Origin of the sequence: Bradyrhizobium prioriisuperbiae, from assembly GCF_032397745.1 — a bacterium.
GTDB lineage: Bacteria > Pseudomonadota > Alphaproteobacteria > Rhizobiales > Xanthobacteraceae > Bradyrhizobium_A > Bradyrhizobium_A prioriisuperbiae.
Map to the genome: position 1 here is coordinate 7,192,474 of NZ_CP135921.1, position 21,797 is coordinate 7,214,270.

At 63.0% G+C, this 21,797-nt stretch carries 18 protein-coding genes; 2 read left to right on the plus strand and 16 right to left on the minus strand.

Annotation, left to right across the window (positions count from 1 at the left end; genetic code table 11):
• Window positions 1-209: 209 nt before the first annotated feature.
• Both dnaE and RS897_RS33700 read right to left on the minus strand, forming a co-directional pair.
• Window positions 210-3,722, minus strand: a complete 3,513-nt coding sequence (dnaE, locus tag RS897_RS33695; protein ID WP_315832994.1) for a DNA polymerase III subunit alpha — start codon at window positions 3,720-3,722, stop codon at window positions 210-212.
• Between the two features lie 527 nt (window positions 3,723-4,249).
• Window positions 4,250-4,453, minus strand: a complete 204-nt coding sequence (locus tag RS897_RS33700) for a hypothetical protein (RefSeq protein WP_315832995.1) — start codon at window positions 4,451-4,453, stop codon at window positions 4,250-4,252.
• Between the two features lie 189 nt (window positions 4,454-4,642).
• On the opposite strand from RS897_RS33700, the gene RS897_RS33705 reads away from it, so the two are divergent.
• Both RS897_RS33705 and RS897_RS33710 read left to right on the plus strand, forming a co-directional pair.
• Window positions 4,643-4,933: a DUF3551 domain-containing protein gene (locus tag RS897_RS33705; RefSeq protein WP_315832996.1), complete on the plus strand. Its 291-nt coding sequence runs from the start codon at window positions 4,643-4,645 to the stop codon at window positions 4,931-4,933.
• Between the two features lie 30 nt (window positions 4,934-4,963).
• Window positions 4,964-5,245 (plus strand): DUF3551 domain-containing protein, encoded by a 282-nt coding sequence (locus RS897_RS33710; protein WP_315832997.1) that lies wholly within the window; start codon window positions 4,964-4,966, stop codon window positions 5,243-5,245.
• Between the two features lie 52 nt (window positions 5,246-5,297).
• Here RS897_RS33710 and RS897_RS33715 read toward each other — a convergent pair whose 3' ends face one another.
• From RS897_RS33715 to nuoN, 14 genes are all read right to left on the minus strand, one after another.
• A complete protein-coding gene (locus RS897_RS33715; protein ID WP_315838826.1) occupies window positions 5,298-5,999 on the minus strand; it encodes an ABC transporter ATP-binding protein in 702 nt (233 codons plus the stop codon).
• A gap of 10 nt (window positions 6,000-6,009) precedes the next feature.
• Window positions 6,010-7,278 (minus strand): lipoprotein-releasing ABC transporter permease subunit, encoded by a 1,269-nt coding sequence (locus tag RS897_RS33720; protein ID WP_315832998.1) that lies wholly within the window; start codon window positions 7,276-7,278, stop codon window positions 6,010-6,012.
• Window positions 7,279-7,360: 82 nt separating this feature from the next.
• On the minus strand, window positions 7,361-8,680 hold the full coding sequence (gene proS, locus RS897_RS33725) for a proline--tRNA ligase (protein WP_315832999.1): 1,320 nt from the start codon (window positions 8,678-8,680) through the stop codon (window positions 7,361-7,363).
• Between the two features lie 340 nt (window positions 8,681-9,020).
• Window positions 9,021-11,216 carry a TonB-dependent receptor family protein gene (locus RS897_RS33730; protein WP_315833000.1) on the minus strand — a complete coding sequence of 732 codons (2,196 nt, stop codon included), beginning with the start codon at window positions 11,214-11,216 and terminating at the stop codon, window positions 9,021-9,023.
• Between the two features lie 61 nt (window positions 11,217-11,277).
• Window positions 11,278-11,658: a DUF2946 family protein gene (locus RS897_RS33735; RefSeq protein WP_315833001.1), complete on the minus strand. Its 381-nt coding sequence runs from the start codon at window positions 11,656-11,658 to the stop codon at window positions 11,278-11,280.
• A gap of 64 nt (window positions 11,659-11,722) precedes the next feature.
• Window positions 11,723-12,238, minus strand: coding sequence for a TlpA family protein disulfide reductase (locus RS897_RS33740; RefSeq protein WP_315833002.1), 516 nt, complete (start codon window positions 12,236-12,238; stop codon window positions 11,723-11,725).
• Window positions 12,235-13,446, minus strand: a complete 1,212-nt coding sequence (locus tag RS897_RS33745) for a sialidase family protein (protein ID WP_315833003.1) — start codon at window positions 13,444-13,446, stop codon at window positions 12,235-12,237. The genes RS897_RS33740 and RS897_RS33745 overlap by 4 nt, the downstream gene beginning before the upstream one ends.
• 92 nt (window positions 13,447-13,538) lie before the next feature.
• Complete coding sequence (locus tag RS897_RS33750; RefSeq protein WP_407654360.1) at window positions 13,539-15,896, minus strand: TonB-dependent receptor family protein; 2,358 nt, start codon at window positions 15,894-15,896, stop codon at window positions 13,539-13,541.
• Between the two features lie 70 nt (window positions 15,897-15,966).
• A complete protein-coding gene (locus tag RS897_RS33755; protein WP_315833004.1) occupies window positions 15,967-16,347 on the minus strand; it encodes a DUF2946 family protein in 381 nt (126 codons plus the stop codon).
• A gap of 625 nt (window positions 16,348-16,972) precedes the next feature.
• Window positions 16,973-17,242: a DUF1467 family protein gene (locus RS897_RS33760; protein WP_315833005.1), complete on the minus strand. Its 270-nt coding sequence runs from the start codon at window positions 17,240-17,242 to the stop codon at window positions 16,973-16,975.
• A 104-nt stretch (window positions 17,243-17,346) separates the two neighbouring features.
• The gene (gene mce, locus RS897_RS33765; protein WP_315838828.1) at window positions 17,347-17,751 is read right to left on the minus strand and encodes a methylmalonyl-CoA epimerase; all 405 of its coding nucleotides are present in this window, start codon (window positions 17,749-17,751) and stop codon (window positions 17,347-17,349) included.
• A gap of 63 nt (window positions 17,752-17,814) precedes the next feature.
• Window positions 17,815-19,485, minus strand: a complete 1,671-nt coding sequence (locus RS897_RS33770) for a ribonuclease J (protein ID WP_315833006.1) — start codon at window positions 19,483-19,485, stop codon at window positions 17,815-17,817.
• Entirely contained in the window at window positions 19,485-20,297 is an 813-nt protein-coding gene (locus RS897_RS33775) for a biotin--[acetyl-CoA-carboxylase] ligase (RefSeq protein ID WP_315833007.1), read from the minus strand. The genes RS897_RS33770 and RS897_RS33775 overlap by 1 nt, the downstream gene beginning before the upstream one ends.
• The gene (nuoN, locus tag RS897_RS33780) at window positions 20,297-21,727 is read right to left on the minus strand and encodes an NADH-quinone oxidoreductase subunit NuoN (RefSeq protein WP_315833008.1); all 1,431 of its coding nucleotides are present in this window, start codon (window positions 21,725-21,727) and stop codon (window positions 20,297-20,299) included. Before nuoN ends, RS897_RS33775 begins: the two co-directional genes overlap by 1 nt.
• Between the last annotated feature and the right edge of the window lie 70 nt (window positions 21,728-21,797).

The following is a 21,797-nucleotide window of genomic DNA, read 5'->3' on the forward strand; positions in this document are numbered from 1 at the left end:
GAGACGATGATCAGGCAAACCGAGACGATCGACACAGCTTTGGTCAGGCGCATGGCTTTTCCATTCTGGTCGCGACAGGCGACTGCTCATTGAGCTGACATCAGCCTGAACATCGTTTGAATGAAAAGCGTTGCCAATATGGCATCTGCGCATAACGGCCCGGCGCCAGCGCACGATCCGGCGTGCACCGCAGCAGCAGAACCGTGAAGCTAAATGGTCTGCACGTCGACCACGCCGGAGACGGCCTTCAAGGCGCCGGCGATCTGCGGTGATACCTTGAAGCGGCCGGGCAGCTTCATCTCTACCTCGGTCTCGAGGTCGAGCATCATGACCAGCGTCACTTCGCCGTCGCCACCGGACCGTGCCGGCGCAGCACTGGCTACGAGCTTGGGCGCCGCCGGCCGCGCACCGGCGGCCGCGGGCTCCGGCATGGCCAGGCGCTTGGCGATCGAATCCAGCGGTTTGGCATCACGAACGAAGATCTTCAGCCCCATCGAGGTTTTGGCGGCGGCGTTGTCCAGCAGCTCGACATTGTTGATGCGGGCGCGAACGTCGTCGCCCTGCAATTCGGCCCCGAGCGACAGCAGCACCGCAAGCCCCGGCTCCAGCATCTCGCGAAACTGGCCCAGCGCCTCGGAGAACAGCACCGCTTCGAAATGCCCGGTCGGATCGGACAGGCCGATGATGCCCATCTTGTTGCCGGTTTTGGTGCGCCGCTCCATTCGCGACACCACGGTGGCCGCGACCTTGCCCGCGGTGCGGCCGTTCTTGACCGCTTGCGAGAACTCCGCCCACGACTGGGTGTTCAGGCGTTTCAGCACGACCTTGTAGTCATCCAGCGGATGGCCCGAGAGGAAGAAGCCGATCGCATCGTATTCGCGCTGCAGCCGCTCCGCCGGCAGCCACGGCTCGACTGCGGGCAGGATGACCGAGGGGGCGTCCGGCAGGCTGCCGAACATGTCGTCCTGTCCCATGGTCACCGCCGCATGGCTGCGCTGGCAGGCGGCGAGGATGGCGTCCGCGCCGGCGAACACGCGCGCGCGATTGCTGTCGAGTTCGTCGAAGGCGCCCGCCGCCGCGAGGCTTTCCAGCACCCGCTTGTTGATGGCGCGCGGATTGACCCGCGACGCGAAATCCGAAATCGATGTGAACGCCTTGTCGCCCCTCGCCTCGATGATCTGCTGCACGGCTTGGGCGCCAACGCCCTTCAGCGCCGCCAGGGCATAAAAGATCTTGCCGTCGCCGACCTCGAAGGTGACACCGGAGCGGTTGACCGACGGCGGCACCAGCTTGATCTCCAGCCGCTGGATCTCGGACCGAAACTCCGAGAGCTTGTCGGTGTTGCCCATGTCGAGCGTCATCGACGCCGCCATAAACTCCACCGGATAGTGCGCCTTCATGTAGGCGGTCTGGAACGAGACCAGCGCGTAGGCGGCAGCGTGACTTTTGTTGAAGCCGTAGTCGGCGAACTTGGCCAGCAGTTCGAAGATGGTGTCGGCCTGATCCTTCTTGATGTTGTGTTCGACCGCACCGGAAATGAAGCGCGCGCGCTGCTTTTCCATCTCGGCGCGGATCTTCTTGCCCATGGCGCGGCGCAGCAGGTCGGCTTCGCCGAGCGAGTAGCCCGACATCGCCTGCGCGATCTGCATCACCTGCTCCTGGTAGATGATGACGCCGAAGGTTTCCTTCAGGATCGGCTCCAGCATCGGATGCAGGTATTCCGGCTCCTCGTCGCCGTGCTTGCGCGCGCAATAGGTCGGGATGTTCGCCATCGGACCGGGACGATAGAGCGCGACCAGCGCGATAATGTCCTCGAAACGGTCGGGGCGCATGTCGACCAGAGCGCGGCGCATGCCCTGGCTTTCAACCTGGAACACACCGACCACTTCACCGCGCGCCAGCATCGCATAACTCGGCGCATCGTCGATCGGCAGCGTGCCGAGATCGAGGGTGATATCGCGTTGCTTCAGCAATTTGACGGCGACATCGAGCACGGTCAGCGTCTTCAGGCCGAGGAAGTCGAACTTCACGAGGCCCGCCGGCTCGACCCATTTCATGTTGAACTGGGTCACCGGCATGTCGGATTTCGGATCGCGGTAGAGCGGCACGAGCTCACTCAGCGGCCGGTCGCCGATCACCACGCCGGCGGCGTGGGTCGAGGCGTGACGGGTCAAGCCCTCGAGCTTCTGCGCGATGGCGAAGGCGCGCGCGACCACCGGATCCTCGTCGCGAAACGCCTGCAGCTTCGGCTCGCTTTCGATGGCCGCGGACAGGGTGACCGGTGCGGCAGGATTCTGCGGCACCAGCTTGGTCAGCTTGTCGACCTGGCCGTAGGGCATCTGCAACACGCGGCCGACGTCGCGTAGCACGCCGCGCGCCTGCAGCGTACCGAAGGTGATGATCTGGGCGACCTGATCGCGGCCATAGCGATCCTGCACATAACGGATCACCTCATCGCGGCGATCCTGGCAGAAGTCGATGTCGAAGTCCGGCATCGAGACGCGTTCCGGATTGAGGAAGCGCTCGAACAGCAGGCCGAAGCGGAGCGGATCGAGGTCCGTGACGGTCAGCGCATAGGCGACCAGCGAGCCCGCGCCCGAACCACGTCCCGGCCCCACCGGAATGCCGTGCGCCTTCGCCCACTTGATGAAGTCGGACACGATCAGGAAGTAGCCCGCATAGTTCATGCGGTTGATGACGTCGATCTCGAAGGCGAGCCGCGCGTGGTATTCTTCCTCCGCCATGCCCGGCGCAATGCCGTGCAGATCAATACGCGCCCGCAGCCCCTCTTCCGCCTGGCGGCGCAATTCGGCGGCCTCTTCGCTCGCCGCATCGCCGGTATTGTCGGCGCCGACGGTAAAGCGCGGCAGCAGCGGCTTGCGAGTCAGCGGGCGATAGGCGCAACGCTCGGCGATCTCCAGCGTCGATGCCAGCGCCTCGGGAATGTCGGCGAACAGCACCGCCATTTCGGCGCGGGTCTTGAAACGATGGTCCGGTGTCAGCTGGTTGCGGTCGGTTTCCGCGATCAGGCGACCGCCGGCGATGCACAGCAGCGCGTCATGGGCTTCGTAATCCTCCGCCGTGGCGAAATACGGCTCGTTGGTCGCCACCAGCGGCAGGCCCTTGCCGTAGGCGAGATCGATCAGGACCGGTTCGGCGCGACGCTCGCTGTCGAGACCATGACGCTGCAGCTCGATGTACAGCCGGTCGCCGAACAATTCGACCAGACGATCGCAACGAGTCGCGGCCAGTGCCGCCTGATCCGCGGTGATCGCCATCGAAATCGGGCCGTCGGGACCACCGGTCAAGGCGATCAAGCCTTCGGTCTCACCGAGCAGCCAGTCGAACTTGATATGCGGGGACTGATGCACCGGGGTTTCGAGAAACGCCCGGGAGTTCAGCTTCATCAGGCTGCGGTAGCCGGCCTCCCGCGCCGCCAGCAGCACCAGGCGGCCGTGGGAGGTCGCCAGCACGCTGCGCGATCCCTGCTCGACGTCGCCGAAATCGACCGCGACGGCGCAGCCCACGATCGGCTGGATGCCCGAACCGGCCATCTTGTCGGAAAATTCCAGAGCACCGAACATGTTGTCGGTGTCGGTGAGGGCCAGCGCCGGCTGATGATCGGCCTTGGCGAGTTCAGCGAGGCCGCCAATCTTGATCGCGCCCTGCAGCAGCGAATAGGCGGAATGAACGTGGAGATGAACGAAACCAGCAGAGGCCATGGGCAGTCGGCTCGGGAACAATAGGCTTGAGGACGTCCCTTGCGGGCCCGGCCGGGGCCGGAATCCGGCGCGCGATCATAGCGCTTGCCCGTTCACCCGACTCGGCCCATCGACAGTGAAGTCTTGGGACCGCCCTGTCCACGGCCGAGGGTCGGTACGGCCGACCTCTCCGGCTTTTCCCCAGGCCATGCTCCGCGGTCGCTCAAAGCTGCGGGATGACCTGCGCCCAGATCGCGACCATTCCGACGAACAACACGATCGACGTCAGCGCGGCGGCTTCTTCGACAAATGTTCTCAACATGGTGGACCCCTTTCAGGCTTTCGCGCTCAGCTTTGCGCGTTTTTGGGCTTTGGTGGCGTCCTTTGCGCGATTGACGAGCCAAGGAACATATGAAGAATAATGTTCCTTTTTTGTTCTAAGAGTCAAGCACCCGCTTTTGAGGGCCGAAATGAAAGGTGCACGTTGGTTAATTTGCCGGCGTCATCCAGAGGAACCCGGGCATCGCTGCCCGCTACGTCAAACCCGGTTACCGCCGATCCTTGTCCCGGTCTTTGGGCAGGAGCACGCCGGAGACCAGCGCGAGGCCGATGAAGGTCGCGCCCTCCAGGGCATCGCGGCGGATGATGTGGCCGGGAAATCCGAGTGCATCGTGGGCCAGATAGGCAAGGCCGAGAGCGATGCAGGTGGCCGTGGCGGCGAAAATCAAGACGTCGGCTGGGGAACGAAGCATCTCTCCAATATGTCCTCGCCCATACCGACTGCAACCCCGCCGCAGCCGGTTGAACCGGAACAGCGCCGACGCAACAAATGTAAATGGTTTTGCGGCCTTAAACGCACAAACGTGTCTTGACGGACCCCGGCTGGCACGGCTTCTTGCGCGCAAGACCTCTGAATTGTCGCGAGTCGGCAGGAGGGTGGAATGCGAAACGTCATATTGGCCGTTTTGGCCGCATTGGGGCTCGGATTGGTCGTTGGTTTCATGCCGCCACCGGCGACTGCGGCGTCGAGCTATCCGGTCTGTCTGTATGACCGCGACCGCAACGATTGCAGCTTCAGCTCCATGGGGCAATGCATGGCGGCAGCATCGGGCACCGGAGGCAGTTGCCGGGCCAATGCGGCCTACGCAGGGGGAGGACGTACGTCCTTCAACGATGAGCCGGCCCCGCGCGTGCGGGCCAAAAAGAAACGCTGGTACAAAGAGTACTATTGAGCTCGGAACGAGCCGCCAGGAGAGAATGGAATGCGAAGGATTTTGTTGGCTGGGGTTGCGGTCGTGGGCTTCGGAATGGGACTGGCCACATCGGTGACACCGGCCCAGGCGCAGACGGGCCCGATTTGCATGATCTGGAGAGAGATCACTGACTGCCGCTACTTCTCGATGGCGCAGTGCAATGCGTCGGCGTCCGGCATCGGCGCGGACTGCCTGTACAATCCTGGCTATGCGGGCCGTGTCGAGAGCGCCTACGACGACGAGCCGGCTCCCCGCCAGCGCCCGCGGCGCCGTCACCATCGGGATTATTGATCTCTCGACAAACAGTGCAAGCCATCGGCGCTAGCGCCGATGGATGTCCCACTTAATCCAGCTCCACCACGTGGCCGTCTTCGAGCGACACCCGGCGGTCCATGCGCGCCGCCAGCTCCATGTTGTGGGTGGCGATCAGCATCGCGACCCGCGTCGCCCGAACTAGCTGCATTAAAGCCTGGAACACGTGATCGGCGGTGTGCGGATCGAGGTTTCCGGTCGGCTCGTCGGCGAACAGCACCCGCGGCGCATTGGCGACCGCACGCGCGATGGCGACCCGCTGCTGCTCGCCGCCGGACAGCTCGGCCGGCCGGTGGGTGATGCGCTCGCCGAGTCCGAGGTAGGATAGGATTTCCTTCGCCCGCTGCACGGTCTCCGAGCGCTTCAGGCCGCGGATCATTTGCGGCATCATGACGTTCTCGAGCGCAGTGAATTCCGGCAGCAGACGGTGCGACTGGTACACGAAGCCGATGTCGGTGCGCCGGATCTGGGTGCGCTGGGCATCGGACAGGCCAGAGGTCGGCGTTCCCCCGACATATACCTCGCCCTCGTCGGGCGTCTCCAGCAATCCCGCGATATGCAGCAGCGTCGACTTGCCCGAGCCGGACGGCGCCACGAGCGCCACCGACTGCCCGGGCCACAGGGCGAGATTGGCGCCGTCGAGAATCGTCAGCACGGCTTCGCCCTGCCGATACTGGCGGCGAATGTCGTGGAGATAGACCACCGGCGTGTTGTCCGCGTCCTCCTGGGTCATCGTCATCGCCCTACTCGTACCGAAGCGCGTCGACGGGATCGAGGCGCGCTGCACGCCACGAGGGATAGAGCGTCGCCAGGAACGACAGCGTCAGCGCCATGATCACCACGGCGGCAGTCTCCCCGACGTCGACTTCCGCCGGCAGCTTGGACAGGAAGTACAGCTCCGGCGAGAACAGCTCGGTGTTGGTCATCCAGGAGATGAACTGCCGGATCGATTCGATGTTCAGGCAGATCAGCAGTCCGACCAGAAAGCCGACAATGGTGCCGACCACGCCGATCGCGGCGCCGGTGATCAGGAACACCCGCATGATGGAGCCCTGCGACGCCCCCATGGTGCGCAGGATGGCGATGTCGCTGCCCTTGTCCTTCACCAGCATGATCAGGCCGGAGACGATGTTGAGCGCCGCCACCAGCACGATCAGGGTCAGGATCAGGAACATCACATTGCGCTCGACCTGGAGCGCATTGAAGAAGGTGGCATTACGCTGCCGCCAGTCGACCAGGAAGATCGGCCGCCCGGCCGCCTCGGTCACGTTCTTCCGGAAGACGTCGATCTTGTCGGGATTGGAGGTGTAGACCTCGATCGCGGTGACGTCGCCGGAGCGATTGAAATAGGCCTGCGCCTCCGTCAGCGGCATGAATACGATCGAGGAATCGTATTCCGACATCCCGATCTCGAACACCGCCGCCACCTTGTACGGCTTGATCCGGGGCGTCGTGCCCATTGGCGTAATGGCGCCGCGCGGCGCCACCAGCGTCACGCTGTCGCCGGCATGAATAGACAACTGGTCGGCCAGTCGGCGACCGATGGCCACGCCCTGCCCCTCGTCAAAACCTTCGAGCGTGCCCTGCTTGATGTTCTTGGCGATCGAGGCCAAGCCGTCGAGATCCTTCGAGCGGATGCCGCGCACCAGCACGCCCGAAGCGTTGAACGGCGACGACGCCAGGGCCTGCCCCTCGACAATCGGCGCCGCCAGCTTGATGCCGCTGACCGCATTGATGCGCTCGGCAACCTCTTTCCAGTCGGTCAGCGGCGATTCCAGTGGCTGGACCAGCAGATGGCCGTTGAGGCCAAGAATCTTGTCGAGCAGCTCCTTGCGAAAGCCGTTCATCACCGCCATCACGATGATCAGCGTGGCGACCCCCAGCATGATGCCGAGAAACGAAAAGCCGGCGATGACGGAAATAAACCCTTCCTTGCGGCGGGCGCGCAGATAGCGCGACGACAGCATCCACTCGAAAGGAGCAAAGGGGGCGGTTCGGGCAGGCTCGCTCATCGTATCATCCACGTCATGGATTTCACACGATTGGGGCTAATTCGGGTCAGGTGGCCTTCGCGTCGCCGCTCTGGTGAATAACTCATGCGATCAGCCGGGCGAGCACGTCGTCCGGCGTCAGCAATTCCCGGCTGCCGTCGCTGCGCCGCTTCAGTTCGACCTTGCCTTCGGCAAGGCTCTTGGGGCCGACCATCAGCTGCCAGGGCACGCCGATCAGGTCAGCGGTGGCAAACTTCGCACCGGGACGATCGTCACGGTCGTCGTACAGCACGTCGATGCCTTTCGCGGTCAGCGCCGCATAGAGCTTCTCGCAAGCGGCATCGGTATCGCTGCTGCCCTGCTTCAGGTTGAGAAGAGCGACGCGGAACGGCGCCACCTGCTCCGGCCACTTGATGCCATTCTCGTCGTGGAAGGCCTCGATGATGGCGCCCACCAGCCGCGACACGCCGACGCCATAGGACCCGCCATGGATCGGCACTTCCTTGCCGTCGGTGCCCATCACCATGGCCTTCATCGCTTCGGAATACTTGGTGCCGAAATAGAAGATCTGTCCCACCTCGATGCCGCGGGTGTGCACGCGCTTGTCCTGCGGCACCTCGCTCTCGAAACGCGCGGCGTCATGCACGTCCTCGGTGGCCGCATAGAGTTCGGTCCACTGCTGGATGATCGGGGTGAGGTCGCCCTCATAGTCGACGCTTTCATCCGGCACCGGCAGGTCGAGCACGTCACGATTGCAGTAGACGCCGGATTCGCCGGTCTCGGCGAGCAGGATGAATTCGTGCGACAGATCGCCGCCGATCGGCCCGGTCTCGGCCTTCATCGGGATCGCCTTCAACCCCATCCGCGCAAAAGTGCGCAAATAGGCCACAAACATCTTATTGTAGGACAGACGCGCGGCGTCCTTGTCGATGTCGAAGGAATAGGCGTCCTTCATCAGGAACTCGCGCCCGCGCATCACACCGAACCGCGGACGCTGCTCGTCGCGGAATTTCCACTGGATGTGATAGAGATTGAGCGGCAGGCTCTTGTAGGACTTCACGTAGCTGCGGAAAATGTCGGTGATCATGTCCTCGTTGGTCGGACCGTACAGCAGCTCGCGCTTGTGGCGATCCTGGATGCGCAGCATCTCCGGGCCATAGGCATCGTAGCGGCCGCTTTCCCGCCAGAGATCGGCAAGCTGCAGGGTCGGCATCAGCAGCTCAACGGCGCCGGCCCGGTTCTGCTCCTCGCGCACGATCTGCTCGATCTTGCGCAGCACCCGCAAACCCAGCGGCAGCCAGGCATAGATGCCGGCAGCCTGCTGCCGCATCATGCCCGCGCGCAGCATCAGCCGATGCGACGCGATCTCCGCCTCCTTCGGCGTCTCCTTGAGGATGGGCAGAAAGAAACGCGACAATCGCATGGGAACACTCGGGAATCGTTATGGACAGGGATTTCCGCAGTGAAACCGGATCGGGGCCCAAAACACAAGCGTTCGGGTCCCCGAATCGGCGTTTTTGCCGGCCGGATGACTGGAATGTCATCCGATTCTGACGACCACCAGATCAGAATTTTCACCCTAACATCCGCGACATAGGGTCCGCCCCCAAGGAAACGGCTGCGTTGGGGCACACAAGCCGCGGCCGAGACGGGGCAGCGGACCCGGTACCGACTCCTCCAGAGCATTCACTGGGCGTGATCGACCGCGGCATCGTTCATGATGACCGTCCCCTGTCCTGGATCCCACCAAAGAAACGGCGCATTCACCACCTCACCCGCAGACCTGCATAGACCGCGCGGCCGGTGCCGGGCTCGAACAGCGGCGACGCCGCCGTAGCTTTGTCGATGATGCTGGACGAGGCGATGTAGGCTGTGTTGGCGATATTCCTCGCTTCGATATATCCGGAGTAAGGACCGCCATTGTCGAAGCCGGCCTTCAAGCCCCAGATCGCGTAGGCCTCGGTCATCAGGGTATTGGCGCTGTCGACATAGTAAGCTCGCGGAACCCACTCGACATTAGGTCCCAGATAAAATCCGGTCGGATGCTTGTAGAGCACCTCGGCGCGGAGAAAATGACGCGGCGCGCCGGGCAAAATATTGTTGCCGAAGATAGCATCACGATCGAACCGGAAATCGTTCAGCGTGTAGGCGAGATTGAGCCAGATCTTGTCGGGCTTGTCGCCCGGCGCCAGCAGCCCGCGAACAATCGCGGCGCCGACACCGGCTTCGATCCCCTGATGCACGGTGCGATCCGCGTTGGTGACATTGCAGTTGCCGAAGGCGCTGTAGAGACAGAGCAGTTCGTCGCGAATCTCGGCGCGATAGCCGGTCAGTTCCCAGGTGAAATCCGGGCGCCGTCCACGGGTGCCGATCTCATAGGTGGTCGCCCGCTGCGGCCGAATGCTGGTAAATGGAATGAACGGGATATTCGGACCGGACGAGCTTTCGCCAAAGCTCGGCACTTCCGCGCTGCGGGAGATGTTGGCGAATGCCTGCCAGGTTGGATCGATATCCCACAACAGACCGCCCTTCGGGCTCCACAACGCGAACGAGGTCGCCCCCGACTGGTCGCCATCGGACAGATAGCGATCCCAGCGATCGCGGGTGGCATAGAGAAACTGCGTGCCGCCGATCACCGCGACCGACGGCAGGACATAGAACGAGTCCTCCACATAGATTGAGGTGTTCTTCGAACGATCGACCGATGACGACAGCAGCGCACCCTTCTGGCCGCCGATATTGGCGAACTGCTGGTTGTCGATCCGGCCGTTGATGACGTTGATGCCGGCGATCAGCCGGTTGCGGTAACCGCCGATCAAGCGATCGTCGGTGATGCGCCCGAAACCGCCATAGTCGACATACTTGTAATCGAGCCACTGGAAGATCGGATGCATCAAATGACGATCGAGACCGAACACGCCGATGTCGACGGTGGTGTCATCGAATCTGAACGTCGTCTTGTTGGCGATGCGCACCGTATCGATGTTGCGCTGCTGGTCCTGTGCGATGTTGTTGACTGCCGCGGTCTCCGGTGACGTCAGCGCCGACGTCCGGCTGACCGAGCCGGGAATCCGCTGCCGCACCTCGTTGGCGTTGAGATAGAAGCGCGTTTCGAAATCCGGCGAGAATTGATAGCCGACATTGCCGCTGGCGCGGGTCGCATGACCGTCGCTATGGTCACGGAAGCCATCGGCGGCTTGGTTGGATGCCGTAAAGAATCCATCCCACGAGCCGTTCGCACTACCTACACTGGCCTGAAAACGGCGATAGCCGAATGCACCGACGTCAACGCTCGCACTGTTGACGAAGGGGTCACGGCCGGTGGGCGTAACGAAATTGATAGCGCCGCCCAGCGCGTTGGCGCCGAACCGCAGCGCGTTGGCCCCCTTATAGACCTCGACATATTTGTAGGCGGTCGGATCGATTTCCTGAAAGTCACCGTAACCGTCGGCGGTGTTGATCGGAATGCCATCCATATAGAGCTGCACGCCGCGCAGGTGGAAGTTGCGCGACAGGCCGGAGCCCCGGATCGACAGCCTTGTGTCATCCCCCCATTTGGGCTGGGCAAACACGCCCGGGACATAATCGAGAACATCCTTGATGGTGTTGGCGACCGATGAATTCCGGTACGCCTCCGCAGGCACGATGGCCACGCCACCAGGGGTCTGCTGGATGTCGCGCAACGCCTGCTGGACGGTTGGCACCGTCAAGGCGCCCGGCGCCGTTGCAGTGTGGACCGGTTGAGTTGCCGCCGCCGGATTGCGGGCGCGGGAGGCACGCGTCGACCGCGCGCCGCCCACTGGTGGACGAGTTGCCGCTGCCCGCTTTTGCTGGGGAGCGTCCACGGTCACAGGCGGCAGATGGCTTTGCGTGGCCTGAGCATGAGCGAAAGAAACGGAAAAGCATGCGGCGGCGGACGCAAGCAAAAGCCTGCGTGCCTGCATTGAGGCGAATGACATCGATGGCTCCCACCAAATAGATATGACGATTGCAATGAAGGGCGCCGAATGGCGCCGGTCGTCAGATCAGGACTGGTGGGCCACGGGGCTGATGATCGTGCGTTCGTGAAAATTCGACGCAACGCTTGATAAATTCAAACGCGAGCGGCGCAACGCTCGCGATCCGCTCCAGTGAGATCGGGCTGGGCGACGAAAGAGCGATGCCGGCATGATGCCCGATGCATAGCGGGCAATGAACAATCGCCCGCTTCTCTGTTTTTCCGGCGTCGTCGCGGACCGCTCGAATATCGGCACTGTTCGCGCAAAGCTCGTAACCGGCCGCGACAGCGGTCGGAGACAATGTCGCCAGCAGGATGCTGGAGAGGATGACATTCAGAACAAGCGCATAGGCGGCGGCCCCTGCCGCACACATGCCCAAAATACGTTTGCCCGAATATCTCACGTTCGCCCCAGCGGCTCAGTCAGCACATAACAAGAATAGATACCGCGAAGATCAGCGTGACCGCTCATCTGCCCGCGGCGGCCTGCTGGCTGGACCATTTTTCGATATCCGCCATCTCGGCTGTGCCTTCCATCGTCGTGACCTCTCCTCGCGCTGAGATCAACAGCGTCCGGGGAATATCGCCCTGCCATCCCGGATCGATCTCGAATCTCAGGCGCTCGACATAGGCGTCGTTGAAGATCCAGTTCTCCGCAGAGCCGAGACCGGATTTGTTCAGCATCGCGCGCGTGGCTTCGGGCAAGTCTGGAACGAGATCCGCGCTGATGGTCACCATGTCGACCGCGGGATGATCCTTCATGAACGCGCCGAGCAGCGGCAGCTCGACCTTGCAGGGGCCGCATGTCACGCCCCAGAAGTGCACAATGGTCGGCCGTCCGGCATGGGAGCGGACGATCTCCTGCCAGCTTCCGCGCGCGAACGGCTTCAACTGTTCATTTCCCGCAAACGCCGGTGCTGTGACCAGCAGGGCGAGCAGGAGCGCTCCACCCAGCAACCGCTCGTTCAGATATCGAAGCTTCATGGCTCATCCTCGATGGATTGAAAGCGATAGCCGTCGGCCTTGGTCATCCATGACAGGAATGTCCGCCGGCCGTCAGACACCAGCAACGGGTGATCGGAGGTATCCGATGTGCTGGCGATGGTTTTCGGCTGCGACCACGAAGCGCCGTCATCGCGCGACGTCATCAGGTTGATGCTGGTTTTTTCGCCGTCGAATTCCTTCCAAACCATCGCCGTGCCCTGCGCACTGGACACGACATAGGGCCGCGAGGGGCTGCGATCCGACCGGCCGATCGCAACCGGATCAGAGAAGGTTTTTCCTCCGTCCAGCGACCGGGCATAGAACAGACCCTTGCGCTTCTTGCCGGCGGTGTACCACGTCACGTGATAGGTCCCCGCCGCGGAGATCGAGAGGCTGGGGCCGTGATGCGGGCATGCCGCAATCTGCCAGTCATCCTCGCTGACCCGACGGACCTCGCCAGGTGTCGCCGGATCGGTAAACGTGATGACCGCATGATCCCGGATCCCGCCGTCAAAGATGTTCCGGAAAACAACGACGGGGTGGCCGGGTCCAGCAAACGCCAGCCCCAGACGACAGCACTCGCAAGTGTTGTCTTTTGCCAGCCTGGCTTCGGAATAGGTCGTCCCACCGTCAGTCGATGACGCGAAATAAAGCCCGGCGCCCTCATAGGCCCGGCCGCTCTCTTTCGCCGGGACACGGTTACGCTTGTCGAGCCAGGCGGCAAACACCGAACCGTCGGAATCCAGCGCCAGGGCTTCAAAACGCTGGCTCTCATTATTAGGCGTGATCGGTCGCGGCTCGGCAAAACTTTTTCCGCCATCGCTCGAACGGGTATAGAGCACCTGCCCGTTGAAGGCCTTGTCCCGGAAGGTCGAGAACGCCACGGCAACCCTGCCCTGCCGATCGACAACGATCTTCGGTCGCGCATCGGGGCCCCAATCCAGGTTGAGGGCCTTCTGCGTGACCTGCACCGGCGCCGAGACATTTCGGCCCGCGTCCTTCGAATTCGCAACAGAGACGCGTCCGCCGGCCATCCAGGCCAGCCACAGCGTGCCATCGGGACCGAAGGTCGGCGTCACCTTCGAGGCGCAGCGCAACGTCGTGTCATCGCATGCCGCCTCGGAGGCATGCTGATGGCTCATTTGGGCCAGCGCACTGCCGTGCCAGAACGCGATGGCCAGTGTCGCGAGGAGCGTTCTGCGAAGCATGTAATGCCCCCTGTGCTGTATGCTTGTCAGACCAATAGCGCGGACAGCCCGGGAACGCGTGGGCCAATTGGCGAATCCCCTTCCACACACCATCATTTGAACGCCACCTTCATGCCGGCGATGAAGGCTCGCGGGGAGCCCGCGTAGATTGTCACAGAACTCAAGAGCCCCTGAACACCTGCGCCGGTCACCGAATTTCCGAGATTGTTCGCGGAGGCGATGTAGGTCTTGTCGAACAGATTCCGGACCTCAACGTATACGTTCACGGCCTTGAAATAGTCCGACAGAAGATCCGTGCTGTAGTGCACATTGAGATTGACCAATTCATAGCCCGGCGCCTTCAGCAGATTGGCATTGTCCATGTAGAAAGAATCCTTCCACTGGACTTCGACGAATGCGCCGAGTCCCCGTAGCGACCCCGAGAGTTCATCGTAGGACAGCCGCGCGGTGAGCTCGTTCGGCGAGATGCCGGGGATCTTGTTGCCGGCACGATTGAAGCTGAACGTGTTGCCACCACCGGTGAGGTCCTCGGTATATTCCGTGTAAACCTGATCGAGGTAGGTATAGGCGACGGTCGCGCGCCAGCCTGCATAGATCCGCCAATCGGCGAGCAATTCGACACCGCGATGCTCCGACCGCGGCGCATTGAACATGTAGCTCGAATTCAGCGCGTTGGCCGGCGTCGCCTGGGAGACCAGTTCGTCGCGGAAAAATTCGTAGAAGCCGGTCAGGCTCACCTTGATCGCGGTATTGGGGGTCCAGTCGACACCGAGATCGTAACCGACGTTCCTTTGCGGATTGAGCTGGGTGTTGTTGCCGAACTTGCCGTCGGCAAGGATGAACATGTTGCCGACCTGGGGTGTGCCGTAACCGGAGGCAACGCGCGCCCGCAGCAGCCAATCGCTGTTGACCTTGTAGAGCAGCGCAAGCTCGGGGGCCGTATTCTGGAATTGCCGATCAGCCGTCGTCAACGATGGGTTGGAGCCGTAGACGTTGTTCGTTCCCTTCAGATGGGTATTTTCCCACCCGATGCCAGCAATCGCCGTCAGAGCCGGATTGAGCTTCAGCTCTTCCCGCGCGCGCAGCCCGTAGTTCGTGTGCTCGCCCTGCACATTGGAGACAAGGCTGCCGAGCGTGGCGTTGCCCCCGGGCATGACATTGCGCGTATCGCCCGACCAATTCAGCGTGTTGTAGAAGCCGCCGAAATAGGTCGTGGAGTCCATGCCAAAAATTTCGCCGCGGCGCGTCACATCGCTCATGTAGTTATACGAGGGATAATCCCCGATGGCCGATGTGGTGCCGGTCGGCTGGCTGATGTTGCGGTCGTCGAACACGAATTGATTGCGCCAGGTCGTCTGATTGTCGAAGTCGTGTTCCCATCGCCCACCAGCGATGGTGCGGCGATCGTTGCGGCCAAGTCCCGCCTGCTCCGCTGTCAGCGTATCCTTGATGCCGCTGGCGCCATTCCTGAACAGGCTGACCGTGGCGCACCCAGGCGCGGCACCAGCGAACGTCGCACAGCCTTGTTGGTAAGGATTCTGATTGAACTGATCGAGCGTGGAGCGGATCGGCAGGCGCGTATACAGGTCGTTGTTGATGATCTTGACCGTGAAACGATCGTCCGGAGTGGCCTGCAGGGTCGCCAGGAAGTTGACCGTCTGGGTGTTGAACCAGCTGTTGCCGATGAAGCCGTCGCCGCGGGCATCGCTGGCGAACAGCGAGGCCTCGAAATTGCCGACCTTGGTGCCCGCGGCCAGATAGTTGTTGAGGTAACCGAAGCTGCCGCCATCAATGCCGTATTCGAAACCATTGATGGTGCCGCCCGGGCGTGTCCGGAAGTTGAGCGCGCCGCCGGTGGCGTAGTTGCCGTAGAGCGCCGAGGACGGACCGCGGATCACATCGATCCCGGCATAGGCGTGGGGATCGATCAGGTCGCTGCGCGACAGGCCGTCCGGCTGGGTGACCGGGAACCCGTCCTCGAAAATCACGAGATTGCGGATGCCGAAACCGTTGCGGGCGTTGGAGCCGCGGATGGAGATACCAATGTCCCGCGGGCCATTGCCCTGCTTCACCGAAATACCGGGGCTGTCCCGCAGCGCGTCACCGACCGAGAACGATGGCCGGTTCTCGAATTGACTTCGATCGACGGTGGTCTGGGTCTGCCCGGCCGGAGCCTGGTTGAGATTGGCTCGCACGGTCGTCGCAGGGACAGGGACGGCTTGCGAGCGGGCCGCAGCGGCGACGCGGGCCGCGGGACGGGCCGACGGCCGCCCGGTCGCGGACCAGCGAATCCTCGGCTTGGCCACCGGTTTGGGGCGTTGTCCGGCGGTTTCGACCACCACCGGCGGGAGCGCGTTGGCGGCGGACTGGGCATGGGCGGGCGGAATCGAAAGCACAATCGCGGGCAAGGTGAGCCACAGGCGACGGGCCATCGCAGACGCGGATAACATCAGAAAACTCCAGGAAACTGAATTGACGCATGCAGATGCAGCAGCGCCGCGCACAAAGGCGCGGCGTTCGTCAAATCAGTGCCGGAGGACCGCGAGGACTAGTTTGGGTGAAGCGGAAAAATTGCTTGAGCCGAAGCTCGAAGGCCGCTTGCCGTGGCTGCGCCACGGCGATCCGGGCGAACAAGGCAGGCACCGAGGGGGGTGGGGTGACTGCCGCCAGCCCCGGACAGCAGAGCTTGCAATGGGCCGCCATGCGGCTCTTCGCGCCGCTGGCGTCTCTTTGGGCATCGATTTGGGCGTCGGATTGCCCCGCATCAGCGGATAAACTGGTGATGCAGAGCTCGTGACCCGCCGCAAAAGCGGAGACCGGAACCGCCGCGAGCAGAAACGAGGCCAGCATGACATTCAGGACAAACGCATAGACGGCCGCCCAAGCGGACCAAATTCCCATGCGTCGATGTCGCGGTATGCGTGCCACAGCAAGTTCCCCACGCGTTGCTAACACACGGCCATGGTCCCGGCTATGGCCGGACGGTCACAGGTGCGGCTCCGCGCCTAACGGGATACCCGCAAAAGCTGGTTCCGGAAGCTGCCGCAAATTCGAGCACAACTCTGGCGTGACAAGGAAACTGGGCACCGGCGCCCCACGTCCATGAAATTCAAATATTTGCGAGCTTTGAGACGACACAGCGAAGATTGAATTTTCATCTCTGGGTTGTATTGCACCCGATCGCACGGAGGGCCTTGAAATGATGATTTATCTGACGCCGATCTTTTAGACATTTATTGCCGAAAAGAGTGACAAACCAAAAAGTATCAGCTAGCGTGGGATTTCAGGCTGGACGTGAGGTTCAAGTCTGGTGGTCCAAGTCTCGGGAGGAGCCCTGACGCGCCGAAGCAGCGTCGCCCCGTTTAACAGCACCAAATCCAACTTATCGGGGATAATAGGGTCGACACAATTTTTAAGCAGGGCATGGCCCTGCTTTTTTTTGTCTTGAGCTCTGGCGATTGAGATATCGCTGATCACTGTCGCGCGTGTCGATCACAGCACGAGCGATTCGCAGCGCCTGTGATTCCTAAAACGGAATCCCCATCATCTTCGTCAGCCGCTCGACGTTGAAATATCCGGCCCGATAGGCCCACGTGCCCGCGGCGAAGATCACCAGCGAAATGAGCGTGGTCCAGATCAGCTTTTTCGCCATCAGCGGCAGCACCGGCGCACCGGGGTCGGATCCGGGCACGGCGTCGCCCTCCTCCATTTGGCTGCGCACGCCGAACGGCAGCACCGCGAACAGCACCACCCACCACAGCACGAAGTAAATCGCGATCGACGAGGATATCGACATCAGCGCGCCTTGGTTTCGGATTGATTCATTGTCGCGCTTTATCCTTTTGACGCGTTTTCTTCACGCGAACCGGTGTCCACTTCGCTTGAAAACGCTATGTGGCGTTACGTCTGCTCGATCTCGACCAGGGCGCCGGAAAAGTCCTTCGGATGCAGAAACAGCACCGGCTTGCCATGGGCGCCGATCTTCGGCACGCCGTCGCCAAGCACGCGCGCGCCCTCGCCGATCAGCTTGTCACGCGCCGCGATGATATCGGGCACTTCGTAGCAGACGTGGTGGATGCCACCGTCGGCGTTGCGCTCAAGAAATTTTGCGATCGGCGATGCCTCGCCCAGCGGCTGGATGAACTCGATCTTGGTGTTGGGCAGGGTCGCGAACACCGTGATCACGCCATGGTCGGGCAGCGGCACCGCAGCCGAGAGCTCGGCGCCGAACGCGCTGCCGTAGATCTTCGCCGCCTTCACCGCGTCATTCACGGCGATGGCGACATGATTGAGCCGGCCCAGCATGGCGTCCTCCGTCATCTTTTTGCACTGCCGATCGGACCCGACCGGAGCGCCTGTTCAATCCAATCAAACCGTCAGGACGTGCACGACGCAGAGCGGTTTCTTGCCCCACTGCTCCGCGATGGACGCCCGCACGGCGCGGCGTACCGATTCCGCCACCGCGTCCGCATCGCGGCGGCGCGCACGCGGCAGATTTTCGACGGTGGACACCACCAGATCGAAAACCTCGTCGGCGATCACCTCGCCCTCGGCATTGTTCTCAGGAATCCCCATCAGATCAACTTCGGGATCGTCCGCGAGTTCGCCGCTCTCAGTCAGGGCGATGGCGACAAAGGCGCAGCCGGCGAACGACATCCGCCGCCGGTCGGCGACTGCCCGTGACTTTTCGCCCTCGAGCAACAGTCCGTCTTTGTACAGGCGGCCCGACGGCACTTCGTCGATCACGGCGGGATCGCCCGGCCCGAGCCGCAGCAGATCGCCGTTCTTGCAGATGATGACCTTGGGCACGCCGGCGGCCCGCGCCAGCTTGGCATGCTCCGACAGATGCAGCGCCTCGCCATGGACCGGCACCAGCACCTGCGGGCGCACCCATGAGATCATGTCGCGCAGCTCGTCGCGGCGCGGATGGCCGGAGACATGGACCAGGTGGGTACGGTCGGTGATGACGTCGATCCCCTGCAGCACCAGGCCGTTGATGATGGCGCCGACCGCCTTCTCGTTGCCGGGAATGGTGCGCGAGGAAAAGATCACGCAATCGCCCTTGTTCAGGGTGATCTGCGGGTGATCGTCATTGGCGATCCGCGCCAGCGCCGCGCGCGGCTCACCCTGGCTGCCGGTGCACAGCGCCAGCACCTTGTCCGGCGGGAAATGGCCGTACATCTCGGCGCTGCGGAAATCCGGTACGCCGTCGAGATAACCGCATTCGCGCGCCACCTGCACCACGCGCTCCATGGCGCGGCCGACCACCACCACCTCGCGGCCGGCAGCCAGAGCCGCATCGGCCACAGCGCGGAGGCGCCCCACGTTCGACGCGAAGGTCGTCACCGCAACCCGCCCCTTGGCGCCGTCGATGATCACCTTCATCGCGGCCGCGACCTCGGTCTCCGACGGCGACCGGCCCTCGCGCACCGCATTGGTGGAATCGCCGATCAACGCCAGCACGCCCTCGTCGCCGAGCTCGCGCAGCCGCTTTTCATCGGTCGGCTTGCCGATCACCGGCGTCGGGTCGATCTTCCAGTCGCCGGTGTGCAGCACGGTGCCCGCGCTGGTCCGAATGGCCAGTGCGTGGGATTCCGGAATCGAGTGCGCGACGGGAATGAATTCGACGTTGAACGGCCCGAGATCAATGCGGCCGCCGGACGGCACCACCGTGACCGGGATCTGCGGCTGATTGCGCTCGCCCGCGCATTTGGCTTCGAACAGCGCCGCGCTGAAGGCGGTGGCGTAAATCGGCACCCGCAGCCGCGGCCACAGGTCGATGATGGCGCCGAAATGGTCTTCGTGAGCGTGGGTCAGAACCAGGCCGACCAGGTTCTTGCGCTCCTGCTCGAGGAAACGGATGTCCGGCATCACCAGGTCGATGCCCGGCAGACGGTCCTCGTCGCCGAACGACACGCCGAGATCGACCATCAGCCAGCTGCGCTGGTGGCGGTTGCCGAGACCGTAGATCGACAAATTCATGCCGATCTCGCCGACGCCGCCGAGCGGCGCAAAGGTCAGTTCATCGGGCCGCGCCATTACAGCGCCCTCGCCGAGGCGGCAGAGCCGAAATAGACGTCGCCGGCGGCGATCGGCACCCGGGCGCCGGTTTCGGTTGCGATGATCAGGCAGCCTGCTTCATCGATCGTCTCGAAAACACCCGTAATGGTCGATCCTCCGGACTTTACTGATACCTGCTCGCCAAGACCGGACGCGCGCTCCAGCCACAACTGCCGCAGCGCGCCGAATCCCCTGCCATTGTCCCACACCGACCGCAGTCCGGCCCAGGCGTCGGACAGCGCCGCAAACAGCTCCTCCGCACCGACATGGACGCCCAGCGCATGCAGGGCCGTGGCCGGAAACGGGGTGCCCTCCGGCGCCGCCACCACATTGACGCCAATACCGACCACGACCGCAAGCTCTCGTTTGCCGAAGGCCTCGGCCTCCAGCGAAATGCCCGACAGCTTGCGCCGGCCGGCGAGCACGTCGTTCGGCCATTTCATCTCGAATTTGGTGTCGTCGGAGTCCGGCGCGCGCAGCCGCGCCTCGATGCTCACCGCCTGCAGCGCCTGTTCCAGCGCAAGCCCGGCGGCAAATCCCAAGGTCGCGGCGACCGGCGGGGCGACATCCATCACCTCGACGATACTGGCGGCGAGATTGCCGCGTGGCGACACCCAGGCACGGTCGCGCCGGCCACGGCCCGCGGTCTGCTGCTGGGTGACGAACCAGGTCGGCCCGCGCTCACCTGCCCGCGCATGGGCCATCGCTTCGGTGTTGGTGGATCCGATGCTGTCGAACGCTTCCAGCCGATAGCCTGTCGATGCGGCCTTCGGACCGAGCGCGAACGCCATCAGAACAGGGACTTCGCCGCCGCCGCCGCCGCTTTCACGAGCGGCGCCGGATAGACGAAGAACAGGATGGTGAAGGTGCCGGCGATCGCCAGCACAGCGCGCAGCTCGATACGGACCGGGTCGACCGCGCCGACCGGCTCATCGAAGTACATGGTCTTGATGATGGTGAGATAATAGAACGCACCCACCACGCTCGACAGCACGCCGATCACCGCCAGCGTGAACAGGCCGGCCTTGATGGCGGCCAGGAACACGTAGAATTTGGCGAAGAAGCCGGCCAGCGGCGGAATGCCGGCCAGTGAAAACAGCAGCATGGCGAAAAAGAATGCCAGCAGCGGATTGGTCCGCGCGAGCCCTGCGAAATCCGCAATCTTCTCGACTGCCTGCCCCTGGCGTTTCATCGCCAGGATGATCGAGAACGAAGCCAGCGTCATCGCCACATAGATCGCGATGTAGACGAGCACGCCCTGGGCGCCCTCGGGCGTGCCGGCGGACAACCCAACCAGCGCGAAGCCCATGTGGCCGATGGAGGAATAGGCCATCAGGCGCTTGATGTTGGTCTGCCCGATCGCCGCGAACGACCCCAGCGCCATGGAGGCGATGGCCACGAACGCCACGATCTGCTGCCATTCATGGACGATGCCCGGGAACGCGGTCAGGGTCACGCGGGTGAACACGGCGAGCGCGGCCACCTTCGGGGCGGAGGCGAAAAACGCCGTCACCGGTGTCGGCGCGCCCTCGTAGACGTCGGGCGTCCACATGTGGAAGGGCACCGCGGAGACCTTGAAGCAGAGCCCGGCAAGCAGGAAGACGATGCCGAACACGATGCCGATGCTGCCTTCCTTGGCCGCCGCGGCGATGCCGGCGAAGCTCACGGTGCCGGTGAAGCCATAGACCAGCGAGGCGCCGTAGAGCAGCATGCCCGACGACAGCGCACCGAGGACGAAATACTTCAGGCCGGCTTCAGTCGACTTGGCGTCGTCGCGATGGCTCGCCGCCACCACGTACAGCGCAAGCGACATCAGTTCGAGGCCGAGATAGAGCATGATCAGGTCGCCGGCCGAGATCAGCACCATCATGCCGACGGTCGACAGCAGGATCAGGATCGCGAATTCGAAAATCCTCCGCGAGGAATCCGACAGGAATTCCCGCGCCAGAATCAGCGTGGTGCCGGAGCCGATCAGCGCCAGGATCTTCAGGAAACGCGCGAAGTCGTCGACGATGAAGCTGCCGTTGAACGTCGTCAGCTTGCCCGCCGGCAGCAACAGCACCAGCGCGCCGATCACGACCAGCAGCAGCACTGCAAGCACATTGATCAGGCCGGTGACCTGCTGGCCGCGGTAGGCGCCGAGCATCAGGAGCAGCATCGCACCCAGCGCCAGCACAATCTCCGGCAACACGGGAAGCAGGGAATATCCGGCGAAACTCATGATGTGCAATCCCGATCCGTCGCGGTTGGCATGGTCGTGTTCGAGACGCTTATGTTCAAAAAGCTCTTGT